This window comes from Testudinibacter crocodili, from assembly GCF_006228025.1.
Classification (GTDB): domain Bacteria; phylum Pseudomonadota; class Gammaproteobacteria; order Enterobacterales; family Pasteurellaceae; genus Chelonobacter.
On record NZ_VDHF01000017.1, the window covers coordinates 23,281 to 49,823 of the forward strand.

Annotated in this window: 24 protein-coding genes; 13 read left to right on the plus strand and 11 right to left on the minus strand. The window is 47.6% G+C overall.

The window, feature by feature from the left end:
• Positions 1 to 271: 271 nt before the first annotated feature.
• Both FHQ23_RS12335 and FHQ23_RS01545 read left to right on the plus strand, forming a co-directional pair.
• The gene (locus tag FHQ23_RS12335; RefSeq protein WP_176552232.1) at positions 272 to 445 is read left to right on the plus strand and encodes a hypothetical protein; all 174 of its coding nucleotides are present in this window, start codon (positions 272 to 274) and stop codon (positions 443 to 445) included.
• A complete protein-coding gene (locus tag FHQ23_RS01545) occupies positions 429 to 611 on the plus strand; it encodes a hypothetical protein (RefSeq protein ID WP_139612750.1) in 183 nt (60 codons plus the stop codon). Before FHQ23_RS12335 ends, FHQ23_RS01545 begins: the two co-directional genes overlap by 17 nt.
• A 78-nt stretch (positions 612 to 689) precedes the next feature.
• Here the strand turns inward: FHQ23_RS01545 and mutS are convergent, their stop codons facing one another.
• A complete protein-coding gene (gene mutS, locus FHQ23_RS01550) occupies positions 690 to 3,293 on the minus strand; it encodes a DNA mismatch repair protein MutS (protein ID WP_139612751.1) in 2,604 nt (867 codons plus the stop codon).
• A gap of 278 nt (positions 3,294 to 3,571) precedes the next feature.
• Between mutS and recA the strand changes: the two genes are divergently transcribed.
• The 4 genes from recA to FHQ23_RS01570 all read left to right on the plus strand — a co-directional run bounded on the left by recA (position 3,572) and on the right by FHQ23_RS01570 (position 7,630).
• Positions 3,572 to 4,624 carry a recombinase RecA gene (recA, locus tag FHQ23_RS01555; protein ID WP_139612752.1) on the plus strand — a complete coding sequence of 351 codons (1,053 nt, stop codon included), beginning with the start codon at positions 3,572 to 3,574 and terminating at the stop codon, positions 4,622 to 4,624.
• Positions 4,625 to 4,904: 280 nt separating this feature from the next.
• The gene (locus tag FHQ23_RS01560) at positions 4,905 to 5,702 is read left to right on the plus strand and encodes a DeoR/GlpR family transcriptional regulator (protein WP_139612753.1); all 798 of its coding nucleotides are present in this window, start codon (positions 4,905 to 4,907) and stop codon (positions 5,700 to 5,702) included.
• Entirely contained in the window at positions 5,699 to 6,373 is a 675-nt protein-coding gene (locus FHQ23_RS01565; RefSeq protein ID WP_139612754.1) for a DNA-3-methyladenine glycosylase I, read from the plus strand. The genes FHQ23_RS01560 and FHQ23_RS01565 overlap by 4 nt, the downstream gene beginning before the upstream one ends.
• A gap of 15 nt (positions 6,374 to 6,388) precedes the next feature.
• Complete coding sequence (locus FHQ23_RS01570) at positions 6,389 to 7,630, plus strand: chloride channel protein (protein ID WP_139612755.1); 1,242 nt, start codon at positions 6,389 to 6,391, stop codon at positions 7,628 to 7,630.
• A gap of 50 nt (positions 7,631 to 7,680) precedes the next feature.
• On the opposite strand, the gene ytfE is transcribed toward FHQ23_RS01570, so the two are convergent.
• Complete coding sequence (gene ytfE, locus FHQ23_RS01575) at positions 7,681 to 8,352, minus strand: iron-sulfur cluster repair protein YtfE (RefSeq protein WP_139612756.1); 672 nt, start codon at positions 8,350 to 8,352, stop codon at positions 7,681 to 7,683.
• 169 nt (positions 8,353 to 8,521) lie between these two features.
• The gene (locus tag FHQ23_RS01580) at positions 8,522 to 9,271 is read right to left on the minus strand and encodes an SDR family oxidoreductase (RefSeq protein WP_139612757.1); all 750 of its coding nucleotides are present in this window, start codon (positions 9,269 to 9,271) and stop codon (positions 8,522 to 8,524) included.
• A 170-nt stretch (positions 9,272 to 9,441) separates the two neighbouring features.
• On the opposite strand from FHQ23_RS01580, the gene asd reads away from it, so the two are divergent.
• Complete coding sequence (gene asd / locus FHQ23_RS01585; RefSeq protein WP_139612758.1) at positions 9,442 to 10,551, plus strand: aspartate-semialdehyde dehydrogenase; 1,110 nt, start codon at positions 9,442 to 9,444, stop codon at positions 10,549 to 10,551.
• A gap of 171 nt (positions 10,552 to 10,722) precedes the next feature.
• The gene (locus FHQ23_RS01590; RefSeq protein ID WP_139612759.1) at positions 10,723 to 11,667 is read left to right on the plus strand and encodes an alpha/beta fold hydrolase; all 945 of its coding nucleotides are present in this window, start codon (positions 10,723 to 10,725) and stop codon (positions 11,665 to 11,667) included.
• Positions 11,668 to 11,683: 16 nt separating this feature from the next.
• On the opposite strand, the gene FHQ23_RS01595 is transcribed toward FHQ23_RS01590, so the two are convergent.
• From FHQ23_RS01595 to yidA, 4 genes are all read right to left on the minus strand, one after another.
• Positions 11,684 to 12,301, minus strand: a complete 618-nt coding sequence (locus FHQ23_RS01595; RefSeq protein ID WP_139612760.1) for a LysE family translocator — start codon at positions 12,299 to 12,301, stop codon at positions 11,684 to 11,686.
• A 140-nt stretch (positions 12,302 to 12,441) separates the two neighbouring features.
• Positions 12,442 to 13,338: an SAM hydrolase/SAM-dependent halogenase family protein gene (locus FHQ23_RS01600; protein WP_139612761.1), complete on the minus strand. Its 897-nt coding sequence runs from the start codon at positions 13,336 to 13,338 to the stop codon at positions 12,442 to 12,444.
• 131 nt (positions 13,339 to 13,469) lie between these two features.
• Positions 13,470 to 14,624, minus strand: coding sequence for a glycerate kinase (locus tag FHQ23_RS01605; RefSeq protein ID WP_139612762.1), 1,155 nt, complete (start codon positions 14,622 to 14,624; stop codon positions 13,470 to 13,472).
• The gene (gene yidA / locus FHQ23_RS01610) at positions 14,621 to 15,442 is read right to left on the minus strand and encodes a sugar-phosphatase (RefSeq protein ID WP_139612763.1); all 822 of its coding nucleotides are present in this window, start codon (positions 15,440 to 15,442) and stop codon (positions 14,621 to 14,623) included. The genes FHQ23_RS01605 and yidA overlap by 4 nt, the downstream gene beginning before the upstream one ends.
• 222 nt (positions 15,443 to 15,664) lie before the next feature.
• Between yidA and FHQ23_RS01615 the strand changes: the two genes are divergently transcribed.
• Positions 15,665 to 17,620, plus strand: a complete 1,956-nt coding sequence (locus FHQ23_RS01615) for a bifunctional 2',3'-cyclic-nucleotide 2'-phosphodiesterase/3'-nucleotidase (RefSeq protein ID WP_139612764.1) — start codon at positions 15,665 to 15,667, stop codon at positions 17,618 to 17,620.
• Positions 17,621 to 17,678: 58 nt separating this feature from the next.
• On the opposite strand, the gene brnQ is transcribed toward FHQ23_RS01615, so the two are convergent.
• The 3 genes from brnQ to FHQ23_RS01630 all read right to left on the minus strand — a co-directional run bounded on the left by brnQ (position 17,679) and on the right by FHQ23_RS01630 (position 21,078).
• Entirely contained in the window at positions 17,679 to 18,983 is a 1,305-nt protein-coding gene (gene brnQ, locus FHQ23_RS01620) for a branched-chain amino acid transport system II carrier protein (RefSeq protein ID WP_139612765.1), read from the minus strand.
• Between the two features lie 193 nt (positions 18,984 to 19,176).
• Positions 19,177 to 20,697: a multicopper oxidase family protein gene (locus FHQ23_RS01625; protein WP_267963589.1), complete on the minus strand. Its 1,521-nt coding sequence runs from the start codon at positions 20,695 to 20,697 to the stop codon at positions 19,177 to 19,179.
• Between the two features lie 12 nt (positions 20,698 to 20,709).
• A complete protein-coding gene (locus FHQ23_RS01630) occupies positions 20,710 to 21,078 on the minus strand; it encodes a DUF411 domain-containing protein (RefSeq protein ID WP_267963590.1) in 369 nt (122 codons plus the stop codon).
• A 348-nt stretch (positions 21,079 to 21,426) separates the two neighbouring features.
• On the opposite strand from FHQ23_RS01630, the gene FHQ23_RS01635 reads away from it, so the two are divergent.
• A complete protein-coding gene (locus FHQ23_RS01635) occupies positions 21,427 to 22,449 on the plus strand; it encodes an extracellular solute-binding protein (protein ID WP_267963593.1) in 1,023 nt (340 codons plus the stop codon).
• 171 nt (positions 22,450 to 22,620) lie between these two features.
• On the opposite strand, the gene FHQ23_RS01645 is transcribed toward FHQ23_RS01635, so the two are convergent.
• The gene (locus tag FHQ23_RS01645; protein ID WP_139612767.1) at positions 22,621 to 24,231 is read right to left on the minus strand and encodes a DNA recombination protein RmuC; all 1,611 of its coding nucleotides are present in this window, start codon (positions 24,229 to 24,231) and stop codon (positions 22,621 to 22,623) included.
• Between the two features lie 88 nt (positions 24,232 to 24,319).
• On the opposite strand from FHQ23_RS01645, the gene FHQ23_RS01650 reads away from it, so the two are divergent.
• From FHQ23_RS01650 to FHQ23_RS01660, 3 genes are read left to right on the plus strand one after another with little or no spacing between them, the layout of a single operon-like run.
• Positions 24,320 to 24,931, plus strand: a complete 612-nt coding sequence (locus tag FHQ23_RS01650; protein WP_442805416.1) for a Maf family protein — start codon at positions 24,320 to 24,322, stop codon at positions 24,929 to 24,931.
• On the plus strand, positions 24,928 to 25,932 hold the full coding sequence (locus FHQ23_RS01655; RefSeq protein WP_267963591.1) for an aminodeoxychorismate synthase component I: 1,005 nt from the start codon (positions 24,928 to 24,930) through the stop codon (positions 25,930 to 25,932). Before FHQ23_RS01650 ends, FHQ23_RS01655 begins: the two co-directional genes overlap by 4 nt.
• A complete protein-coding gene (locus FHQ23_RS01660) occupies positions 25,932 to 26,498 on the plus strand; it encodes an aminotransferase class IV family protein (RefSeq protein ID WP_139612769.1) in 567 nt (188 codons plus the stop codon). Before FHQ23_RS01655 ends, FHQ23_RS01660 begins: the two co-directional genes overlap by 1 nt.
• Positions 26,499 to 26,543 lie beyond the last annotated feature (45 nt).

Sequence of the window (26,543 nt, forward strand, 5' to 3'; positions counted from 1 at the left end):
ACTTTTGGGTTTACACGCCAGCCCACTTTTTATTAGCCCATTTTGGCTATTGCTAGTCTGATTACCGCATTAAATATGCTCACCAGTGGGCTAATTGGCTTTTGCACCTGCACCTACCTCGCCACTAAAATCGGTATGAAACTACCGAAATTATTTCGCAACTATTCCAAAATCGAATAGGCTCAGAATACTGATAATAGGCTGTCTTCAGGTATATAATGAACAACGCCCTCACCCATTACTGAACGACATGAGCCATTGGAGAACGCAAATGACCAATCAACAAATTTCCGAGCATCAACGCCAGTTGCATATTCAATTCAAAGCATGGATGGACGACAAGAAAAAGCGCGAAGTGCTGACGTTTAAACGCCCAAATGGAAATATTGTCGATCATTATCCAGATGGAACGGAAGTGGTAATTGAATATGCCAAAGCAAAATAATCTTGCGATTTTCTACTGCGGCACCAACGGTGCTGGCAAAAGCACCTTGCGTGGATTTAACCAAGATAGTGTGCAAATTGTGGTTGATTCTGATCATATCGCCATGCAAATTAACCCAGAAAATCCACGAGTCGTAATGCAGGGTCAGCATTCACAATGCATTTAATCTATAAATAAAAAATGCAAAGTGCGGTTCGGGCGGATATATAATCCGCCACTACTTTTACTATCAAAATCAATTATTTTAGCCTTTCACCAAGGTTTTCAATTGATACAGATAAGTCAGTGCTTGTTTCGGGCTGAGATCATCCGGATCAAGCTGTTGCAGCATTTGCCACACCGCACTTTTGCCTTCATCTTCTTCGACTAACGGTAGTTCCGCCTGCATTTGGCTCAGTTCACGCAACTGCTGTAGCTTGTGATCACCCGTCTGTTGCGATAAGCGTTCCAGTTGATTGAGCTTCTGCTTTGCCAGCTTCAACACGCTTTTCGGCACCCCTGCTAACGCTGCTACCGCCAAGCCGTAACTTTTGCTGGCGGCGCCATCTTGTACTGCGTGCATAAATGCGATGCTATCGTTGTGTTCCAAGGCGTCCAAATGCACGTTGAATACGCCTTCGAATTGCTGCGGCAATACGGTCAATTCGAAATAGTGGGTGGCGAACAAAGTCAGAGAACGCAATTTTTTCGCCAGCCATTCGGCGCACGCCCATGCCAACGCCAAGCCGTCGTAAGTCGAGGTACCGCGTCCGATTTCGTCGATCAGCACTAAGCTTTTTGCTCCGGCTTGATGCAGGATATTCGCCATTTCGGTCATTTCCACCATAAACGTAGAACGCCCTGAGGCAAGGTCGTCTGACGCACCAATGCGGGTGAAAATCCGATCAATCGGGCCGATAACCGCACTTTGCGCCGGCACGAAACTGCCGATATACGCCATCAACACGATCAACGCCGTTTGCCGCATATAAGTGCTTTTCCCGCCCATATTCGGGCCGGTTACTACCAAAAGATGGCGTTCGGAGCTGAGTTGCAACGGATTAGCAATGAACGGATCGCTCATCACCTGCTCGACCACAGGATGACGACCATTTTCAATCGCAATGCCGATCTGCTCAGCAAATTGCGGACGGCTGTAATTCAGGGTTTGTGCGCGTTCGGCTAAGTTGCTGAACACGTCCAACTGCGCCAAGGTCAGCGCCGCCAGTTGCAGGTCGCCCAAGTGCGGTAGCAGCCGTTCAAATAGTTCGTCGTATAGCTGTTTTTCCAATGCTAGCGCTGCGCCTTTGGCTTTCAGCACCTTGTCTTCATAGGTTTTCAGTTCGGGGATAATATAGCGTTCGGCATTTTTCAGGGTTTGACGGCGCACATAATGTATCGGCGCGCGCTCCGCCTGTCCGCGGCTGATCTGAATATAGTAACCGTGCACCGCATTAAAGCCGATTTTTAGGGTGTCAATCCCGGTCGCCTCACGTTCGCGTGCTTCCAATTCGTCCAAAAATCGGGTTGCACCGGCGGACAACTCGCGCCATTCGTCCAGCTCGGCATGGTAACCCGGCGCAATCACGCCACCGTCACGAATCAATAACGGCGGTGTTTCGACCAATGCCTGTCGTAACAGTTCGCATAATTCGGCAAAATCGTCGATTAAGCGGCAAAGTGCGGTTAGTTGTGGCGAATTGTGCGCATTGAGTTGATTTTTGATCAGCGGAATTTGTTCAAGCGCACTGCGTAAACGGGTGAGATCGCGCGGTCGTGCCGAACGCAACGCTACGCGCGCCAAAATCCGCTCCATATCACCCACTTGGCGCAATAATGGCTGCAAATCAGCAATTAAATCGTGCTGTAAAATAGCTGCAATCGCTTGCTGCCGTTTTTGCAGCTGGGCAATATCACAAATCGGCTGATGAATCCAACGCTTCAATAAACGGCTGCCCATCGGGGTGACACAGTGATCCAGCACCCATGCCAAAGTATATTCGCTGCCGCCTGACAAATTTTGCGTCAGCTCTAAATTACGCCGTGTAGCAGCATCAAGAACGATAAATTCGCTGCTTTGTACCAGACTGATTGCATTGATATGCGGCAGAGCGGTGCGTTGGGTCTCTTTAGCATAATGCAGCAGGCAACCGGCGGCACACAGCCCCAAGCTCGCATTTTCCACACCAAAGGCTTTCAGATCTTTAGTACCGAATTGGCGGTTTAATAACTGAAGTGCGGTATTCAGCTCAAACTCCCAAATCGGACGCCGCCGTAACCCCCTGCGTCCCTCTAACAACGCCATTTCGCTGAACTCTTCATCATATAACAGCTCGGCAATCGATAGCCGTTGCAATTCCGCTTGTAGACTAGCTTGGTTGTCGTGTTCACTGATTTGAAAACGCCCCGAAGTCATGTCTAATGTTGCCAAAGCAAACCGCACTTTATGCTGATAAACCGCTGCAATCAGATTATCTTGGCGTTCTGGCAATAGGGCTTCGTCACTGACGGTTCCGGGCGTGACTATCCGCACCACCTGCCGTTCGACCGGACCTTTACTCGTTGCTGGGTCGCCGATCTGCTCACAAATCGCCACCGATTCGCCTAGGCGTACCAACTTCGCCAAATAGCCTTCCACCGCATGATACGGCACCCCTGCCATCGGAATCGGCTGCCCGGCGGAACTGCCACGTTTAGTCAGGGAAATATCCAGCAACTGCGCTGCTTTTTTGGCATCGTCATAAAACAACTCATAAAAATCCCCCATCCGGTAAAACAGCAAAATATCCGGATTCTCGGCTTTCAGACGCAGATATTGCTGCATCATTGGGGTGTGGGTAGAAAAACTGTTGTCTAATGGCTCTTTCATTGGGTTGCCTTGTCTGTCACGGTGCTATTGAGAATAGTTGTTGGAACACTGTATAGCGCTATCAAAGAAATATAAAGGGAAAAATAATACTGAATCAGCAGCATATTATCAATTGCTTCTCGGTAAAAGTGCGGTTTGTCGAGCAGCGATCAAGTAAATTTTGGAATAGGGATCGAATTCTATTTAAAAAGATCAAAATTTCACTTGATACTGTATAACCATACAGTATAATAAGCGACAATTCTGATCAGAAAGCTTGTTTAAATAGAGGATTTGGTATGGACGATAACAAACAAAAAGCACTGGCTGCCGCATTAGGGCAAATTGAGAAGCAATTCGGCAAAGGCTCGATTATGCGTCTTGGTGATACGCAAACACTGGATATCGAGTCGATTTCGACCGGTTCATTGGGTTTAGACGTAGCGTTGGGGATCGGCGGTTTGCCGATGGGGCGAATTGTCGAAATATTCGGGCCGGAATCGTCCGGTAAAACCACCTTGACCCTGTCGGTGATTGCCCAAGCGCAAAAAGCCGGTAAAACCTGTGCCTTTATTGATGCCGAACACGCGTTGGATCCGATTTATGCCAGCAAACTGGGCGTTGATGTGAAAGAATTGTTGGTGTCGCAACCGGATAACGGCGAACAGGCGTTGGAAATCTGTGATGCCTTGGTGCGTTCTGGGGCAGTGGAAGTGATTATCGTTGACTCCGTTGCCGCTCTGACCCCGAAAGCAGAGATCGAAGGCGACATGGGTGACTCGCATATGGGCTTACAGGCGCGTTTGATGTCGCAGGCGTTGCGTAAACTGACCGGACATATCAAAACGGCTAACTGTTTAGTGGTGTTTATCAACCAAATCCGTATGAAAATCGGGGTGATGTTTGGTAATCCGGAAACGACTACTGGCGGTAATGCGTTAAAATTCTATGCTTCAGTACGTTTGGATATCCGTCGTACCGGTGCGGTGAAAGACGGCGAAGAAGTGGTCGGCAGCGAAACTCGAGTCAAAGTGGTGAAAAACAAAGTGGCGGCACCGTTCCGCCAAGCTGAATTCCAAATTATGTATGGCGAAGGCATTTCGAAAAACGGTGAATTGATTGAACTGGGGGTTAAACATAAACTGGTGGAAAAATCTGGTGCGTGGTATGCCTACAACGGCGGTAAAATCGGGCAGGGTCGTGCCAATGCGATGAAATGGCTAGCTGAGCATCCGCAGGAATGCGCAGAGCTGGAAGAGAAGTTGCGTGCTGAATTATTGGCACACCCAGAACAGGGGTTGACCGCCGATGTTGAGGCTGCCGAAGAAGAGAGTTTTGAAAGCGAAGCATAGTGTATGATCATAATATGATGTTGGGTTTCTGATATTGTCGAAACGTACTATTGCAACGTACTATCACAACCTAATACTATCTTAGCCCACCTAAAGTGCGGTCAGTAGGAAGAGAAATAACCTGCTGACCGCACTTTGCTATTCTTTGCTACTGTCGGCAATTATTCTTCCCAATCACAAGAATTTTTTCTGTTGTGATTCTCCAAAAAGTCAAACTTTCAGGTATATTAAGCACCAGCATGATACGAGTGACGTTAAACAAATGACTTAAGGGGGGAAGATGAAACAATCGATACGCCATCAACAAATTGTTGAATTGGTGACACAGCGTGGTTATATCAGCACCGAAGATTTGGTAGCAGTTTTTAATGTGACTTCACAGACGATTCGGCGCGATCTCAACGAACTGGCAGAACAAAATTTAATTCGCCGCCATCACGGTGGCGCCGCCTCTCCCTCCAACAGTGAAAATAGCGATTACGCTGAACGAAAAAGTTTCTTCTCCAAAGAAAAACAAGCGATTGCCCAACAGGTTGCCGGATTGATTAAAAACGGCTCCTCATTGTTTATTGATATTGGCACGACTCCGGAAGCGGTGGCTTATGCGTTGTTAGAACATCAAAACTTGCGCATTGTGACCAATAATCTGAATGCGGCGCATATTTTGATGAAAAAAGGGGATTTTGAGATTACGATTGCCGGTGGCAATTTGCGTTCCGATGGTGGCATTATCGGTGAAGCGACTGTGGATTTTATCTCGCAGTTCCGCTTGGATTACTGTGTTCTGGGGATCAGTGCCATCGATGAAGATGGCGCATTGTTGGATTATGATTTTCATGAAGTACAGGTGAAACGTGCATTAATGCAAAGCTCGCGTAAAATTTTATTGGTGGCGGATCACTCTAAATTCAGCCGCAAAGCGATCGTACGTTTAGCCGCCATTAGTGAAGTTGATATTTTATTGACCGATGCCCTGCCACCGGAAAACATCGCGCAATTGCTGCAGCAGCACAATGTTAAACTGGAGTTGTGCTCGGCGTTGGCGGAAAATCCCGTGCAAAATGTGGAGCAAGTATGATTCTGGAAGCTTTTGATGATATTTACCAACGGGCTTGTCGCCAAAAAGGCGGCGAAGTGCGGTTGCAACAGCTGCTTTGTCCGCTGCAATCGCCCCAGGCATTATTGGCAGTACCGGATCATCGTTGGTTGGCGGAATTTACGCGTAAGATTTTCCAGTCGGGTTTTGTTTGGCGGATTGTCGATCAAAAATGGCAGCATTTTGAACGCCTTTTCTGGGGCTTTGATATCGAAAAACTGCTGATGATGCCCGATGAACTCTGGGAAAAAAAAGCGCAAGATCCGAGTATTATCCGCAATTGGTCAAAAGTGGCAACGATTAAGCACAATGCACAAATGATCTATCAAGCCAATTTAGACGGTGGTTTTTCGCGATTGATTGCTGAATGGGATCCACAAAATATTACCGCACTTTGGCGCTATTTGAAGAAAAACGGACAACGCTTGGGCGGCAATACTGGTGCTTATGCGCTAAGAGCGGTCGGCAAAGACACTTTCTTGCTGACCCACGATGTGGAAGCTTATTTACGCAACCACCAATTAATTGAAGGCGGCATCCAAACCCAGCGTTCGTTTGAAGCGGCACAGCAAATTTTCTCACAGTGGCAGCAGCAAAGCGGCCTTTCTCTCAGCCATATTAGCCAGATTGTGGCATTCAGTATGGGGGATTGACGGAGGAGAGTGACTATGCAAATCTGCTTTCGATTTTTTATTTCTTTGTTAATCATTGGAGTAGTTGCCGGTCTGGTCGGCTTTGCGTTGACCGAATTAATGCATTTTGTCCAGCATCATGCTTTCGATTATTCATTACACGGGGAAAGTCTGCCGTTTCGCTTAGGCGTGGAACAGGCAGCGCCGAGCCGCCGTTGGTGGGTGCTGCTGTTGTGCGGCGTGTCGGTTGGTTTTGGTTGGTATACGATTCAGCGCTACGGGGCGAAATTAGTCGGGTTTAAAGCGGCAATGGCTGCTCCACAGCAGGGGATGCCGTTTTTCACTACGATTTCTCATGCGTTGCTACAAATTGTTACCGTTGGTTTGGGGTCGCCATTGGGGCGTGAAACCGCACCGCGCGAGATGAGCGCTGCTTTTGCCACATTATGGATTCGAAAAATAAAATTAAACGATGACGATGCGGCATTGCTGATTGCCTGCGCTGCCGGAGCGGGCTTAGCAGCAGTGTATAACGTTCCACTGGCAGCCACGATTTTTATTTTAGAAACGTTAGTGGTGGCGATTAATGCCAGAGCGGTGTTTGCTGCTTTGCTCACATCAGTGACTGCGACGATGGTGGTGCGCTATACCTTGGGTGATTTGGTACAGTATCATTTGTCTAATCCCGAGATTAACCAGCCGCTGCTGTGGTTTGCGTTATTATTCGGTTTGCTGATCACCCCATTAGTCAAACTGTTCCGTTATACCACCGCACTTGTACCGTTTTTGCCACGCGCTGATAAACGGATTATTCCATTGGCGATGTTGCTATTCAGCCTGATCGGCGCAGTTGCCATTTTTTTCCCCGATGTGTTAGGCAACGGCAAAGCCGGCAATCAATTGGTGTTTGCCGGTTTGCTAAATTGGCATGAAGGATTAGTGTTATTGCTGATGAAATGGCTGGTAGTGCTGTTGGCATTGGCGGCAGGGGCTTACGGCGGTTTGATCACCCCATCGATGATGTTGGGCAGTATCTTGGCATTCTCGTTAGCATTTGGTTGGAACGATTTTTTGCCATCGATTTCAACCGAAAGCGCAGCATTAATTGGCGCAACCGCATTTCTGGCGATCTCGCTGAAAATGCCCTTGACCGCAATTGTATTTGCTTTGGAGCTGACTCGTAGCTCAGCGGCAATGTTGCTACCATTGGCGTTGGCAGTGGCGAGCGCTTGGGCGGCGGAAAAATGCTTGTTTGATAAAGCCAAGACCGCACTTTAACGGTTTGAAACGTTTAAAGTGCGGTTAGATACCAAGGGCTGTTGATTAGGCTAGGCTTGACTCAGCACGCGTGGGAACAAAATATTGTTTTCCAAATGGATATGTAACATTAAATCATCGATAAACTCATTAATGCCGGTGTAAAGTGCTCGCCAAGTGTTGCAGGCATCACGTGGTGGTGTCAGATTATCAGTCAAGGATTTCAAAATCTCAACTTGCTGACCGGTATCATCGTGCTCATGTTCCATCACTTGAATTGGCATCCGCGCCATGGCATATTGACCGGCGTTGATCATCGGGAATAAAATCTGCTCTTCTTTCTGCATATGTTGGCTCAAATCGGCATGTATCTCTTTTAGTACCGCCGAAACGCCCATCGGGCAGTCTGCACGATCGCCGTGCACATTTTCCACTTTTTCGGCTAAGAAAATCAATTCCGGCAATTGCTCGCGATGGCGCTGGTGAAAGCGTTCAATGATATGGTTGATAATTTCGGCATAAGAGGCTTGCAGCCAATTTTTTGCTTCGTTCGGCTCTTGTCGTTGCTCCAAGGCTGCCAAGCGTTGCTCAATTTCAGCTAGATTTAAATTTTTTACTTTTGCCGCAAAACCAAGAGTGTTGGCACCGCCACAGCAGAAATCCAGATCGTACTCACGAAATAGTTTGGTGGCGCCCGGAATGGCAATGGCTAATTCGCTTAATTTTTTTTCTTGAAATGACATCTTTGTTTCCTCGTATAATTCGATAGGTAAAGTCCGAGTTAAATAGTAAGGTATTTAAAAAATAAAACCAGTATTTTTTATCTATCTTTTAAGGAAAAATGATCTGAATCAAATCAGCTAACTGAATTGATGCAGATAAAGCCAGCAAAATATGGTGGCAAAAGTGTGGTTATGCTTTTTTCTTAACCGTTAAACCAGCAGGAGCTTGCGCGACCGGCATGATTTCGATTCGGTTGATATTGACGTGTACCGGGCGCTCGGCGATCCAAACAATGATTTCGGCAATGTCTTCAGCGCTCAGATAATCTACATTGGCATATAACGCCTCTACTTTGGCGCTATCGCCATGAAAACGGACATTGGAGAACTCCGTGCCACCACACAATCCCGGTTCAATATTACTGACCCGTACTGCTGTACCGACTAAATCAGCGCGTAAATTCAAGCTGAATTGCTTTACGAAGGCTTTGCTGGCACCGTAAACATTGCCGCCTGGATAGGGGTAGTCGCCGGCGATCGAGCCTAAATTGATGATGTGTCCGCAATTGCGTGCCACCATACCGGGTAAAATAGCGTGAGTGATGCTGATCAAGCCGCTGATATTGGTAGCAATCATCTGTTTCCAATTGGCTAGATCGCTATTTTGCGCTGCTTCGACCCCAAGAGCCAATCCGGCGTTATTAACCAGTAGATCAATCTGTTGCCATTCTGGCGGCAGGCTTTGCAAGGCGCTTAACGTCGCCTGTTCATCGCTGATATCAAATGCCAACGCAAAACAATTTGCGCCCAACTCCTGTTGCAAGGCGTTCAACCGTTGCTGGCGACGGGCAGTGATGATCACACGGTGTCCACGCTGAATCAATAAACGTGCGGTGGCGGCACCAAATCCGGCACTGGCGCCGGTGATAAGCACTAACATAATAAATCTCCTTTTTGGCTTGCGTCGTTTCAATATACCAAAAAGTGCAGCGTGCGGTAGAAATTTTTGCTAAAAGAGTTGCTTTTATTCAGGTGATGTTGTAATTAATTAGTATAGAAAATTTAATAACACAACATTCATAACAACAGCAAAATAATTAAGGAAGTAATATGCAAAATGTGGGTTTTATCGGTTGGCGCGGAATGGTCGGTTCCGTCTTGATGGATCGGATGCAGCAGGAACAGGACTTCGCCTATATTAATCCGGTGTTTTTCACTACCTCGCAAGCTGGGCAACCAGCACCGAGCTTCGGCAGTAAAGACAGTGGTGTATTAAAAGATGCGTTTAACATCGACGACTTGAAGGCGCTGGATATTATCGTTACCTGCCAAGGCGGCGATTATACCAACGAAGTTTATCCGAAACTGCGCGCCGCCGGTTGGAACGGCTATTGGATTGATGCGGCTTCCACCCTGCGTATGGAAAAAGATGCGATTATCGTGTTAGATCCGGTCAATCAACATGTGATCCGCGACGGTTTAGCGAAAGGCGTGAAAACCTATGTCGGTGGCAACTGCACCGTCAGTCTGATGTTGATGGCGTTGGGCGGCTTGTTTGAGCGTGATTTGGTAGAGTGGGTTTCAGTTGCGACTTACCAAGCAGCGAGCGGTGCTGGCGCCAAAAATATGCGTGAACTGCTGGTGCAAATGGGGGAATTGCGTGATGTGGTGCAAACCGATTTGGCGAATCCGGCATCTTCTATTCTAGAAATTGAAAGAGCGGTCACCGACAAAATGCGTGGCGATTTGCCGATTGAAAATTTTGGTGCACCATTGGCTGGCAGCCTGATTCCGTGGATCGATAAATTGCTCGACAGCGGTCAGACCAAAGAAGAGTGGAAAGGCTTTGCCGAAACCAATAAAATTTTAGGTCTGTCCGACAACCCGATTCCAATCGACGGTTTGTGTGTGCGGATCGGGGCTTTGCGTTGCCACAGCCAAGCGTTTACCATTAAGATGAAACAAGATTTGCCGTTGGCAGAGATCGAACAGATTCTGGCATCGCATAATGAGTGGGTGAAAGTGATCCCGAACGATAAAGAGAGTACTTTGCGTGAATTGACGCCGACCAAAGTCACCGGCACACTAAGCGTACCGGTCGGGCGTTTGCGTAAACTGAATATGGGGCCTGAATATCTGGCGGCATTTACCGTCGGTGACCAATTATTGTGGGGCGCCGCCGAACCATTACGTCGGATTTTACGTCTGTTAGTGGCATAAAAGACAAGCGATGTTGGTTAGAAGAGTAGCGGCGGATTATATATCCGCCCGAGCCGCACTTAGTATGTTTTCATTATAAATTAAATGCTTATATAATATTTCATAAACGGGAGGATATTCAATCCTCCCCTACACTACCTCATTAATATCTTGCCGATTACAGGTCATTACATGGAACGAGAACCGCACTTTGGGCAGTTTGCACTGAGAACATTAAAACCGTTTGCCGAACAATTTCCATTGCAATACCTCGACGGGCAGCGTGGCTGCAAAATCGCCTATCGTTTTTTTGAACACCCAACGCAGGATTTGGGGGGACGCAAACTGATGTTATTGGTCAGCGGGCGTGCGGAAAATGTATTGAAATGGACGGAAATCGCCTACGATTTTTATCAGCAAGGCTTTGATGTGTTGGCGTTTGATCACCGTGGGCAGGGCTATTCACAGCGGCTGCTGCGCGATCCGGAAAAAGGTCATATTGACCGTTTCGATTACTATCTTGATGATCTCGATGCGGTGCTACATAGCGTCAATCAGCGCTATGCCTACCAACAACAGGTAATGTTGGCGCACTCAATGGGCGGTTTGATTGCCACGTTGTATCTTGCCAAATATCCGCATAAATTTGACAAACTGATCCTGAATGCACCGCTGTTTGCCTTACCGCTGAAAAATCCGTGGCTGGATCCGATTTTGGTCAGTTTGATGATGTTGTTGGGGCAAGAGCAGCGCTATGTATTCGGACACTCTGCCTATAAACCGATCAATCCGGAACATAACGATTTAAGTTGCTGCAAAACTCGTATGAAATGGCATAATCGTATCAATCGACGCTTTCCGGAACTGCATCTGGGCGGACCGACTTTTCGCTGGGTGCATCTCTGTTTAACGCAGTTTAATAAATTGCCGCGTGCGATTGGCAAAATCCAGCTTCCGGTTCTGCTGCTGCAAGCGGAAAAAGAGGTGATTGTTTCCAATCGGCAAATTGAAGACTACGCCAAATTGTTCCGCAATTTACGCCACGAAATAATCCATCATGCCAAACATGAAATTTTGTTTGAACGTGACCCGATTCGCACGCTTGCAATGGAAAAAATTAGCCATTTTTTAGGGTAAAATCGTACTGTGGCAACTAACTGCTTGCCGATGAAATCAACAACATCAGCCCTAGACCACATAAAATCAACCCAATGATACGATTGACGATACGTTGTTGTTGTAACAAACGTTGCCGAATTTGTGGTGTGGATAACATCATTGCGACAGCAGCGAACCACAGCAAATGCGCCAGTGACATAAAGGCACCGTAGCCGATTTGTATCAAAATCGGCGTGTCGGGATTCACGATTTGCGTAAAAGTGCTGAGTACAAACAGCGTGGTTTTCGGGTTGAGCGCATTGGTGACAAACCCGTTCTTAAACGCCTGTTTATCGCTTAAAACCGCACTTTCTCCATTTAGATCAAAGGCAACGGGACGATGGCGAAAAGTTGCAATGCCAATATAAATCAAATACATCGCACCGAACATTTTGACCAGATTGAACAGAACCGGCGATTGTGACAGCAAGGCGCTGACACCCAACAGCGTGTAGCCGACATGCACCCAAACCGCAGCGGCAATGCCGACGGCAGTCAGAATCCCCGCTCGTTTGCCATACAAATAGCTGTTGCGGGTGGTCATGGCGAAATCGCCACCGGGGCTGATCACTGCCAAAATCGTGATAGTAGCGACTGCTAATAATTCTGTCATGTTGTTCTGCTCTACTGCTCTACTGCTCTACTGCTTTCTGGAATGATATTAGATCAAATCGATGACCAGAGAGGCTCTAGTTAAAGATAAAGTGCGGTTTTGGCAAACAACGCATCACAACCGCACCTCGGATCTGTTGATCAGTTACACTTTTTCACGGCAACATGCCAATCTGCGCCGGATTTCACCTGATTTTTCTCGGCAAAATTTTCCATATTCAGTGCGAAAGAGACATTCAGCAGGCTGTTTAAATATAACAGCGGTTCGCCGTCTTTGACATCGCCGAAGCTGCTGACATACGGCATTTTGCCACTGTAGCGCAGTTGTTCACCCTGTTTGATCTGAACACAGGCGGTATCGCCTTTTTGAATGCCGGACTGTTCTAATAATTGATCGCTGATATTGGTCCAAATATTGCCATATTGAATATCCAGAATCGGAATATTACCTTTCAATTTGCCATTTTCCAGCGTGGCTTTTTGATATGCAATTTCAAAGACTTTCTTCTCTAGCGCCGGTCCGACCTGTTCAAAACTGATCTGCCCTGAAGCCAAGCGTGCGCCGGTGTAGGCGTATACATCACGACCATGAAAGGTGTAAGATTTTTCCGAGCCGGAAAGACGGTTGGTTTTTTCATCAATTTCGCGCACGCTGTCGATACCAAGCGATTCGGCGACGAGGGTCAGTGTGCCGTTATCCGGCGTCACAAAATAGTGACCGCTTTGGGTTTTCAGCACCACCGATTTGCGATCGGTACCGACACCGGGATCGACCACACTGACAAATACCGTGCCTGGCTGCCAATAAGGTGCGGTTTGATACAGTCGATAGGCGGCTTGCCAAATATCATAAGGCGGAATTTCGTGGGTTAAATTGAAGATTTTCAGATCGTTATCAACCCCGAAGGCGACCCCTTGCATGGCAGAAACCGCACCATCTTGCAAACTGAAATCGGTTTGCAGCAACAGTGCATTGTCTGCCAAGGCAACGTTGCCGACAGAAAGTCCTAATATCAAGGTTAAAAGTGGTTTTTTCATCAGATAAATTCCTCCGCTGGTTGATTGTCGCTGTCAACATAACACAGGGCGGAAAAGTGAGGCAATAGCCAACCGCACTTTTGCCAATCTGGGCGCATTTTCGGGCAAAGTGCGGTCTGAAACTCAGCGGTTTAAACCATCGTGTTTAAACCATACAGCCGAGCAATATTGTGTGCCGTTGAAACCAAATTCTTACGCCCGTCAGCCAACGTGTCCGCTAGGCTGCCGAGTTGGCTGATAATTGGGAACACCGCATCAATGCCGTGTTGATACACCGCCTCGTAATCGTCACGCAAGCAGCCGCAAATTGCGATCACCGGTTTGTTAAACTGTTTGGCGGTTTTAGCCACGCCAATCGGGGTTTTGCCGTGTACCGTTTGCCCGTCGATCCGCCCTTCACCGGTGATCACTAAATCGGCATCTTGCAGTTGTTGTGCTAACTTGACGGCTTCTATCACAATTTGTACGCCTGGTTTTAACTGTGCATTCGACAGTAACTGCAAGCCACCGCCCATGCCACCTGCCGCTCCGGCACCGGCAAGCTCAGCGATTTCCAGCCCCAGTTGCTGTTTGGCTAGCTTGGCAAAATGTGCCAAAGCGTGATCCAATTGCGCTACCATCGCAGGCGTAGCACCTTTTTGTGGCCCGAAAGTGGCGGAGGCGCCGTGTTGACCGCACAGCGGATTATCCACATCGCAAGCCACTTCGATCGCCACGTGCTGCAAACGTGAATCCAGTTGGTCCAAGTGAATGCTCGCCAGTCTGGCTAATGCCGCGCCGCCAAATGCCAATGCTTGCCCGTCAGCATCTTGAAAACCTGCCCCCAATGCTTGCAGCATACCGATGCCGCCGTCATTGGTGGCGCTGCCGCCGATGCCGAGAATGATCTTTTCAACCTTGTAATCCAAGGCGGCTTTAATTAACTCTCCGCTGCCATAACTGGTGGTCAGCAACGGATTACGCTGGTTCGGTGAGACTAAATGTAAACCGGATGCCGCTGCCATCTCAATCACCGCCGTTTTGCCATCGCCGGACAGCCCGAAAAAAGCATTGACTTTATTGCCTAACGGCGCAGTCACGTCCAAATGCAGCAAGCGCCCGCCGGTGGCGTCGATCAATGATTGCACCGTACCCTCGCCGCCGTCCGCCATGGGTACTTTGACATATGTTGCGTGCGGAAACACTTTTTTAAAACCGGTTTCAATCGCATCTGCCGCTTCAAGTGCGGTTAAGCTCTCTTTAAATGAATCGGGGGCAATCACAATTTTTAGGGCTTGCGGTTTCATTGCGGATTCTCCAATACAAATTTCTCAATGACCTCAGCGACACCGGAACCGTTGTTGTCGGCGGTGATGTAATCAGCGATGGCTTTTATGTCTTCAGTAGCATTGCCCATTGCCACGCCCAAACCGGCATATTGCAGCATATGCAGATCATTGCCGGCGTCGCCGCAGCAGATGATCTGTTCAGAGCTGATGTTTAAATGCTGTGCCAGTGCCGCTACACCGGCACCTTTATTGGCTTCGGGGTGGATAAATTCCAAAAAGAACGGCGCACTGCGCACCACGGTATAACGTTGGCAAAGTGCGGTCGGCACAGCGGCAGCAAACGGGTCAAGCAATTCAGGCGGGTCGATAATCATGGTTTTGATGATCGGCTCGTGATCGTCTAGCTGCGAAAAATCCAGCAAAGTGAACTCAATGCCGTTGGAGTCGGCTTCGTGCTGGGTATAGTGGTTGGCTTTTGGGGTGATTAGCCCACGAGTGGGTGAAAATGCATGCACGTTTAAACCAAAGCGATCGGCATACTGTGCCACGAATTTAGCGTCTTTGCCTTGCAACATTTTGCTATTGATCACATAACCGTCATGGGCTCGTTCGACAATTGCACCGTTGAAACACAACACATAATCATCATCGCCGGTCATACCGAGCTGCTGCATATATTGTTGCATGCCGATATAGGGGCGACCGGAAGCTAAAATCACATATACGCCTTGTTTGCGCGCCGCCAAAATAGCCGCTTTATTGCGTTCGCTGATCATTTTTTTGTTGTCGAGCAGGGTGCCGTCCATATCGAGGGCAATGAGTTTATAGGCTTGCATAGGGTTTCCTTATCTTAATTGTTCACAGCATAACATTGCGGTTCTGTTCAGGAAAAGGGAATTTTGTGAGCAAGATCGCAAAATTGTATTCTGATTTTGCACAAGCACAGCTTTTTCTGCCATTAACTTTTCAAGCTTTGGCAATTGGCATAGAATGAGGAGCGTTATTTCAAAACATATTGATATTTAACGATTTATTAACTTTCAAAAAGAGGATGTTTTATGTCTTTTAAACCTGCTTTACTGACAACGCTAATCGCAGCCACACTGGCAACACCGCACTTGGCATTGGCTGCCAATGTGGATTTGCGTATTATCGAAACCACTGATTTGCACGCGAATATGCTGGATTATGATTACTATAAAGATGCGCCATCGGATAAATTGGGCTTGGCACGCACGGCGGATTTAATCGTCAAAGCCCGTGAACAGGTGAAAAATAGCGTGTTGGTGGATAACGGTGATGTGATTCAAGGCAGCCCGATGGGCGATTACATTGCCAGCAAAGGCTTAACCGCCGGCGAGGTTCATCCGGTTTATAAAGCGATGAATTTGCTGAATTACGATGCGGCGACTGTCGGCAACCATGAATTTAACTATGGTTTGGAGTTTATGGACAAGGCATTGGCGGGTGCCAATTTTCCTTATGTCAGCGCTAATGTGATTGACATCGCCACTGGCAAGCCTTATTTCACGCCATATTTAATCAAAGATTACCAGATGGTTGATGATAAAGGCGAAAAACAGACGATTAAAATCGGCTATATCGGCTTTGTACCACCACAAATTCTGACTTGGGACAAAAAGCACCTAGACGGCAAATTAGAAGTGAAAGACATCACCGAAACTGCTCGTGAGTTGGTGCCGCAAATGAAAGCCGACGGCGCTGATGTGGTGATTGCTTTAATGCACTCCGGTTTATCAAAAGAGGAATATCAGCCGTTGGCAGAAAATGCTGTAGCCTATATTTCAAAAATTGACGGCATTGATGCGATCGCATTCGGGCATGCACACGGCTTGTTCCCAAGTAAATCTTTTGCCGATGTGGCGAATGTTGATTTGGAAAAAGGCACCATCAATGGCATTCCAGCAGTGATGCCTGGCTATTGGGGCAGCCATTTGGGAATTATCGATCTGAACTTGAACAACGACAGCGGCAAATGGCTGGTTACGGGGGCGCGTGCAGAAGTCCGTCCGATTTTTGATAATGAAAGCAAAAGTGCGGTTGCCACGGCACATCCAGAAATTGTGAAAGTGCTGCAAGATGATCACAGCGGTACTCTTGAGTATGTCAATCAGCCAATTGGTAAAGCCGCCGATAAAATGTACAGCTTCTTAGCCTTAGTGCAAGATGATCCGACGATTCAAATCGTGAATCTGGCACAGCAGGACTATGTGAAAAACTTTATCAAAGGCAATTCGGAGCTAGAAAACCTGCCAGTGCTTTCTGCGGCAGCGCCGTTTAAAACCGGCGGACGTAAAAATGACCCGACCAGCTACACCGAGGTCGAAGCCGGGCAACTTAGTTTCCGTAATGCAGCGGATTTGTATCTGTATCCAAATACCTTGGTGGCGGTGAAAGTCAATGGCGCGCAAGTGAAAGAGTGGTTAGAGTGTTCCGCTGGGCAATTTAATCAAATTGACCCAAGCAAAACCGAAGCGCAGCATCTGATCAATTGGGACGATTTCCGTACCTATAATTTTGATGTGATTGACGGTGTGGACTACCAAGTGGATGTGACCCAAGCGGCACGTTATGACGGCGACTGCAAACTGGTGAACCCGAAAGCAGAACGGATTGTCGAGTTGACGTTTAACGGCAAACCGATTGACCCGAAACAAGAGTTTTTGATCGCCACCAATAACTATCGTGCCTTTGGTAACAAGTTCCCGGGCACCGACGGCAGTCAATTAGCCTTTGCTGCGCCGGATGAAAATCGCACAATTTTAGCCGACTATATTCGCCGTGTCAGTCAAGAACAGGGCGAGGTGAAACCGCAAGCGGATAACAACTGGCGCTTTAAAGCGATTCCACAGGCAAACTTGAATATTGTGTTTGAAACCTCACCATCGGCAAAAGCCGCCGAGTTTATTCAACAACATGCGCAATATCCGATGAAGAAAATCGGGCAAGACGAAGTGGGCTTCGCCTTATATCAAGTCGATTTGAGCAAGTAGTGCTAAACAAATGGCTTTAGATAAACCGTAAAGATAACCCTCGATAAATTATCGGGGGTTAATTTTTTCTACTGATGATTTTTCCAATCGCAATGCTCAATAACAGCGCGATAGCAGCTGGCAGCACCCAGCTTAAGCCAAGCGGGTAAAACGGAACATACGCCAGTAGCTCGTTGGCGAAGTGCGGTAATATGCCGATATTATTCAGACTATCGCACAAGCTAAACAGTGATACGGTGCCAATGATGAGTTGGTAGCTGAATTTTATTGACGGTAGCTTATGGCGCAGCAGTTGTAGTGCGACCAGCATAATCGCTATCGGGTAGATCAGTAATAATGCAGGAATGGTGACTCTGAGCAAGGTGTCCAAACCGGCTTCAGAAATGATGATAGTCGCAGTGGTAAAGACGATAACAAAAAACTTATAGGTCAGCCGTGGGTGAAATTTGGAGAAGTAATCGGCACAGGCGCTCGTGACACCCACTAAGGTGGTCAAATTTGCCAGCATCACAATGCCGCTCATCATCAATAGTCCCTTGTTGCCAAACAGTGCATTGACATAACCGGCAAAAATTTGCCCACCGTTGCTTGCCTCCACAGCGACGCTGTGGCTGGTAGCGCCGAGGTAAAACAGGCAGATGTACAACGTACTGAGCAGCAGCACAGAAATTGCTCCGGCACTTAAGGTGTATTGCAGTATGGTTTTTTTATCCGATACCTGTTTGACTGCCAGCGCTCTGGCGACAATGCCGCCGAAAGCCATTGCAGACAGCACATCCATCGTTTGATAGCCACCCACTAGCCCGGTTGCGACGGCGGAATTTTCAGCATAAGCATGAGAAGGCAAGACGATCGTGGAAAGTGGATTAGAAATCACCGCAAAGCCGACTACTATCAACAAGACCAGCAACATTGGTGCCATAAATTTACCGATACTGGAGATCATGGTGCTGCGTCCCAACATAAAAAACATTCCAATGAGGTTGAAGGCTAAGGCAAACAGAATATGTTGATACTCGCCATTGAACAGATTCAAAGGCTGCCATGCCATTTCATAGGCGACATTGGTCACCCGTGGCATCGCAAAAGTGGAGCCGATCACTAAGTAGAGGATTGACCAAAATGTTACACCGACCCATTTCGGAAGGTCAAGCGAAAGGGCTTCACCTCGCCCTTTTAGTGTAACGACCACCAAGGTGATAAATGGCATACAGACGCCGGTTAATACAAAGCCAAACGCTGCCCATAACCAGTTTGTACCGGCATGATAACCTTCCATTGGTGGAAAAATAATATTGCCTGCGCCTAAAAATAGCGAAAAAATCATCATGCCTAAAATAAGAATATCTTTACGAGATAGCATAATCTATACCCCTTAATATCAATAATCGGTGGATTATACGTTATTCTTATGATTTTTCAGCCTATTAATTAGGTATAAGAGGGCAATTTTATTATGATATGCTTGGATTTTACTACGCAAAATACACTTGTTAAAAAAGCAGAAAGCTGACCGCACTTTCTGCTTTTTCACAAAAGCGCCGATGATAAAAGCGCTATTTCACATGTAACATGGCCATCATGCCAAGTGTTTCGTGTTCCAAAATATGGCAATGGAACATTTTTAACCCTTTTTCTGACTGAACAAAACGAATCACTGCTTTTTCCATCGGTTTTAAATTCAGAATATCGCGTTTGGCACGATAGGGTTCTTGTCGGGTTTCGCCGTTCAACGTGCGGCTGATCAGCTCAAATTGTGTGCCGTGAATATGGAAAGGGTGATCCATATGTGAAGAATTAAACAGCAGCCACTCTTCGGTTTCGCCTTGTTTACCTTCAAAATCAATACGCTTCATGTCAAAAACTTGATCGTTGACCAAAAACATATTTTGTAACATGCTGGCGGTATCACCGTTCATGCCTGACGGCATTCTTTCCCTGAAGACAACCGTGCGTTTTACTGCAACCGGTGGCAGTGCGGCAAAAGTGCGTAGGCGCTGCGGAAGTGCGACATCAGCTTGTGTTAGCTCAACCTTGGCAAGGGTTAAGGTGGTTGGCGCTTCACGTACCATCATTTTACGCCGATTATAGTAACGGCTGATTAATGTCGCGGTTCCATTTTGGCTGATACGAGGAATCACTTCCAGTCGTTGTCCCGGCACTAAAAACAACTCGTCGCCGGCGCTCAACGGCTCTTCTAGCAAGCCGCCGTCAGTGCCGACCACAATCCACTCGACATTCGGCAAATGCAAACGGAAATAACGGGCACTGGTGGCGTTCCAAATACGCAGCCGCTGGTTGCCGTTCAAGCTGATTTGTGGCGTGAGTTGGGCGTTGATCAGCACAAACTCGCCCTCACGACCGTTAATCCAGTCTGAAAGCGTGTTAGGCGGAATGCGTCCGTCTTGATCCAAGCGTAGATCGGAGATCAACCAATGCTGCTCTTGCAAATGTGCGAACGGATCAGTTTTGCTTTTGATGATTAAACTACCCGCCAGTCCCATATAAACTTGCTCGGCGACCAAACCGTGCGGGTGTGGGTGATACCAGTAAGTTCCGGCACTATTTTCAGCAATTTTAAACTCATACAACCGTGTTTGTCCGGGCAGAACCTCATCCTGCGGATTGCCGTCTTGTGCTTCCGGCACGGCAAGTCCATGCCAATGGATCGTGGTCGGTTGTGGTAAGCTGTTTTTAAAGTGAATACGTACTGTATCGCCTTCGTTGACCACAATTTGCGGGCCGGGCAGCTGTCCGTTATACGCCCAGACTTCGGTTTTCTTGCCACCCGCCAGTTCGATTTCTACCACTTTGGCTTCCAGATTGGCTTCAAAAACCGCACTTTGATCACTTTGGTTTGCCAATTGCACCAGTGGAGAGAGCGGCTGTCCGCTCGGCATTGCCGATTGCGGCATCAATGGCAGATCCGCAGATTGCATCGTGCCGATGCCGCCCATATTCGGCTGCATCATCTCGCTATGGTGCATATGTGGGGTCGCAGTTGCCCAGCCATAGTGCGTTGCCAAACCGAGTGCAATGCTGTAGCGCAAAAAATCACGGCGTTTGATACTGTTCATAAACTCTCCTCATCAGTAGCTGTTATAAATGACACTACTGCCGTCTTTGAGCAGCAACAGCACATGGTAACGATCTTTTTGTCCGCCATATAGCGGATTGTCCATTCCCGGAGAACCGATCGGCATGCCCGGCACGGCTAACCCGACAGCATCCGGTTTTTCTGCCAGCAAGCGTTTGATGTCTTCTGCCGGCACATGACCTTCGATGACATAATCGCCGATTTGCGCGGTATGGCAGGAGGAATATTGCATTTCAATGCCTAATTTTTCGCGCACGCCGATGCGTAGCGATTCGATCACCTCAATCTCAAAACCGTTGGCTTGCAGATATTCTACCCACTCGACACAACAGCCGCAGTAAGGATCTTTCCAAACGGTCATTTTTAGGTTTTCCGCTATCGCTGGTGCGCTCACGAGCAAACAAAAAAGACTCAAATTATGGATAAAGTATGTTTTCAACCTTGAATACATTGCATGCCTCCTAGCGGAATTTCAATGGGCATATTATGCCATCAAGTGTTGTAGACAAATATTGATATAACCCCAAATAATTGTGAAAGAACAGGCAATTTTTACCATCAAGTGGTTGGGATAAAAATCGGTTAGATAAATCAGGCTGCTCTTGCTATACTCAGCGCAGTTAATTGACTAACCGCACTTTTTATAGTTGCAGCCTTGAAACGAAGGCTTTGGAGGACTCGAAAATTGAAAAAACTATTGACTTGCCGCATACTTAAATCCGCTCTGATCGCTACATTTGCCCTTTTCAGTACCTCGCTGTTTGCCCAAAAACTCTATGTGTATAACTGGACCGAATATATTCCGTCCAAATTGCTGGCAGATTTCACTAAAGAAACCGGCATTGAGGTGATTTACTCGACCTTTGAAAGCAATGAAGAGATGTATTCCAAAATGAAGCTGATGAAAAGCAGCGGCTACGATTTGGTGTTTCCATCCAGTTATTACATCGGCAAAATGGCGCAGGAAAATATGTTGCAGCCGCTGGATAAAAGCAAATTGCACAATTTGGATAACATCAGCCAAGCGTTATTGGACAAACCGTTTGATCCGCAAAACCGCTATTCCTTGCCGTATGTTTACGGCTTGACCGGCATCGGCTTGAATGCCGCTGAAATTGAGCCAAGTGCGGTCACCAGTTGGCGGGATTTGTGGCGTCCGGAATATAAAGGCAAAGTATTACTGACCGCAGATTCACGCGAAGTTTTTCATATTGCCTTGTTATTATTAGGCTTCTCACCGAATACTACTGACGAAGCCGAAATCGAACAGGCATACCAATTACTGAAAACATTGATTCCGAATGTGGTTGCGTTTAATTCCGATTCGCCGGAAGTGCCGTATTTACAAGGTGAAGTCGATATCGGCATGATCTGGAACGGTTCCGCTTTCCGCGCTCACCATGAAAATTCGGATATCCGTTTTGTTTATCCGAAAGAGGGCGCCATTTTCTGGATGGATAACTATGCAATTCCGAAAGGTGCTAAAAATCCTGATGCTGCCTACCAATTCATCGACTTTATGCTGCGTCCGCAAAGCGCTAAAGTGGTGATTGAAAGCATGGGCTTCTCGATGCCGAATAATGGGGTCAAAGCACTGCTGAGTGAAGCCGATGCCAACGACCCGACCTTATTCCCGTCGGCGGCCGAAATCGAAAACGGCGTACTGCAAGCGGATGTGGGTGAAGCGATTGATATTTATGAAAAATATTGGAATTTGCTGAAAGCCCATTAATCTAATATAGGGCAGATTGTCTCTGCCCTAATCAACGCATCGGTGGCGCATTTCTCACAGGTGGAAGCGGAACTGATTAGCACGCCTGACGATGAATTTAAGTTTCACTTGGGCGTGCCAAGCGCATAACAACCACGCAAGTGCGGTTTGACCGCACTTGCTGTCATCGCCTTACTCGTCGGTTATTTGCTCATCAAGCAAAATAACCAAGCGGTCGGTTTCAATATTGCTTTGCAGCGTTTCCACTTCCGGCAAGGTTTTGGTCACCTTTGCCGACAGGGTTTTGAAACGTTCTACTTTGCCGTATAAGCCCTGATTGCCGACCAGTGCGGTAACGGTGTTATTGTAGTGGTTATTGGCGGCAGTGAGGGAGCCACCCAGTTTTTGCAGCCGTTCTGCCAGCAGACTGACTTGGTTATACAGCTCGCCGGCGCGTTCGCTGATTTCACGCGCTTCACTGTTGCCACGTTCAATTCGCCATAAATTTGCCACCGTGCGCAAAATTGGCATTAAGGTGGTGTGCGATACTAAAATCACGTTTTTATTATAGGCATCGTTAAACAACGTGCGGTCGAGCTTCATCGCTTCGATATACGCCGGCTCAATCGGGATAAACATCAGCACAAAATTGGGGCTGCGCATGCCGATCAGGTTGCTGTAATCTTTACTGGATAACTCGTTGATATGGTTTCGAATGGCCTTAACGTGTTCGCTCAGGTAATGCTGCTGGTGCTCCTCTTCGCTGCCAACCGCTCTTTCATAGTCCACCAACGAGACTTTGCTGTCAATAATCAGATGTTTGTCGTCAGGCAGTTTGACGATAAAATCCGGTTGTTTGCGCTTGCCGTCACCGTCTTGAAACGAGGCTTGAGTGGCGTAGTGGTCGCCCGCGACCAAACCAGCCAGTTGCAGGCTGCGTTCCAGCTGCATTTCGCCCCAATTGCCGGCGGTTTTTTTGCTGCCTTTCAGTGCCGAAGTCAGATTATTCGCCTCTTGCGACATCGATAGACCAATCTCCAGCACTTTTTTGATCTCACCTTCAAGTGCGGTATTGCCTTTGATTGCTTCGGAATGCACCTCGTTAACCCGTTTTTGAAAGCTCTCAATTTGCTCGCGGAACGGCTTCAACAGGCTGTCGATCGAATGTTGGTTGCTTTGGCGAAACGCTTGGCTTTTCTCTTCCAGAATCCGGTTTGCTAGGTTTTGAAATTCAACCGAGAGTTGCTGTTTGCTCTGTTCAAAATTGCGCTGCTGCTCGGCAAAATTTTTCTCTTTTTCTAATAGCGTGGTTTTCAGCTCGGCCAACTGTTGTGCCAATTCGCTTAATTGTTGGCGCTGTTGTTGTAAACTCTGTTCTTTTTGTTCGACCGCACTTTGGCTGTGCAGCAGCTGCTGTTGCAGGCTCTGTGCTTGTGCCGAAGCACTGCCGTAGCGCTCTTTCAGTTCGGTGATATTGCGGTTAATACTCTCGTTGCGTTGTTGCAATTGATCAAACTCTTGTTGCAGATAACCGATTTTTTCGTCGCGTTCCTCCAAGCGTTGTTGCAACCCTTCGCTGCGGGTTTGCGCTTGAATCATGCGCTGTTGCAGGGTTTCACGCAATTGTTGCACGCTGTCATATTTTTCCAGCAATTGATTGAAATCATCAATATTTTTATTCAGATCTTGTTGCAGCTCTTGGCTGTCGTGTTTGCGCCGCGCGGCGATAAAAAACAGCAGCAGGCAAAGTGCGGTCAGCGCCACACAGATCAATAACCATTGGTTTTGGCTTAATTCTGTCATCTGGTCAGTTCCCTCTTTTCTTTGCCGCGATTATAAAGCAAAATATCAGACTTGGCGAAATTGTACCTTTACCTTAAACGGCTATTATATTATGCAAAACACCCTTTATTTGGCGTCGGGCAGCCCGCGCCGTTGGCAATTGCTGCAAGAATTGGGACTGAATTTAATCAAAGTCAGTGCTGAAATTGATGAAACGCCGTTCGCGGATGAACCGGCGCAACGCTACGTGTTGCGCATGGCGCAGCAGAAAAACCAGTGGGCGTTGCAGGTGCTGGGCAAAACACCGGAATTTCCGCTGCTGACAGCGGATACCACCGTGGCATTGCAGCAGCAGATTATCGGCAAGCCTGAATCAGAGCAAGATGCCGCTGCGATTTTAAAACGGCTTTCCGGCAGCACTCATCAAGTGTTGACGGCGGTTTGTGTGCACTGGCAGGGGCAAACTCACAGCGTGCTGCAAACCAATGAAGTGACCTTCTCCCGATTAAGCGATGAGCAAATTTGGGCGTATATCGCTACCGGCGAGCCGATGGACAAAGCCGGTGCGTTTGCGATTCAGGGCTTTGGCAGTCTGTTTGTGCGCCATATCAGCGGCAGTTTCAGCGGAATAATGGGCTTACCGATTTATGAAACTGGCGAGTTGTTGATCAATAAGTGCGGTCTGACAAACCCACTGCTCGCTGCGCAACACGCCCGATGATGTCACGACAACACGCTACTCAGCATGCTATTGCGCAGGCCAACCATTTTGGGCAAACGCGGCAGCCGTTTCTGTTTTTGATCGATTTTGAGCAGCGTAATCCGTTGGTATTGCCGTTGAACGAGGCGGCAGCGCAGGGCATTTATTATGACATTAAAGGCGCAACCAATCGTGATTGGCAGTTGGACAAGCCGAACGAGCCATTGCAGATGACACGCAGCCCGATCTCTTTCGAGCGCTATCGACAAGGATTTGAGATCGTGCAGCAGGGGCTACAGGCAGGCAATACTTATCTGCTGAATTTAACTTATCCGACCGCACTTGATTGCAATTATAGTCTGCGGCAAATTTTTCAGTTCAGCCAAGCACCATTTAAAGTGCTGTTGGACGATCAGTTTGTCTGCTTTTCGCCGGAGTCTTTTGTCACTACCGCCGAAAATAAAATCTATTCATATCCGATGAAAGGCACGATTGATGCAGCGCTGGACAATGCCGAACAACGTTTGCTGGCCTCGGAAAAGGAGCAGTGGGAGCATAATACGATCGTGGATTTGATTCGCAACGATCTGTCGATAGTGGCAACACAAATTGAAGTCAGCCGATTTCGTTATGTTGAGCGGCTGCAAACCGAACGTGGTAGCATTTTACAAACCAGTTCGGAAATTTGTGGACAGCTGGCAGCGGATTGGCAAAACCGAATTGGCGATCTGCTGTTTAAGCTGCTGCCGGCTGGTTCGATCAGCGGCGCACCGAAAGAGAAAACCCTCGACATTATCCGCCAAGCAGAACTAGACGAGCGTGGTTATTACAGCGGCATTTTCGGCATTTTTGATGGCGAAAATCTGCAAAGTGCGGTCTTGATCCGCTATCTACAACAGCAAGGTGAACAGTTGCTGTTTCGCAGCGGCTGCGGCATCACCGCACAAAGCTGTTTGCAAGACGAATATCAGGAGATGCTGCAAAAAGTGTATATTCCGATAGTTTCTAATGAGGTGTGTTAATGCTGCCGCTTATGGAAACCATTGCTGTTGAAAACGGTCAATTGCAGAATGTGGCGTATCACCAGCAGCGTTATCAACAGGCGTTGCGCGAATATTATGCCGATACGGAAGTGCAGGTATGCGATTTATCGGCAATCATTGTGCCGCTTGAATTTCAGCATGGCGTGGTGCGTTGTCGGGTAGATTACAATGCCACACAGCAGCAAGTGCGGTTTTTCCACTACCAACGCCGTACGATCCGCCGCTTTCAGCCGGTGATTTGCGATACGATTGACTACCACCTGAAATTCAGCGACCGCACTTTACTGGATCAACTGTATGCTCAACGGGGTGATTGTGATGAAATTTTGATTATCAAACATGGTTTAGTCACAGACTGTTCCATCGGTAATCTGATTTTATTGCAAAACGGCATGTGGTACACCCCGGCACAACCGCTATTGCACGGCACACAACGGACGAAGTTGTTGGCGGAAGGTAAAATTCAAGTGCGCTCAATTCCCTGTGATACGTTAGCGGATTATGATGAAGTGCGGGTGATTAACGCTTTGAATCCACTAGTTTAATTTGTCATTATATACCGAAATTGCGCCAGCTTTGCACAGCAAGCC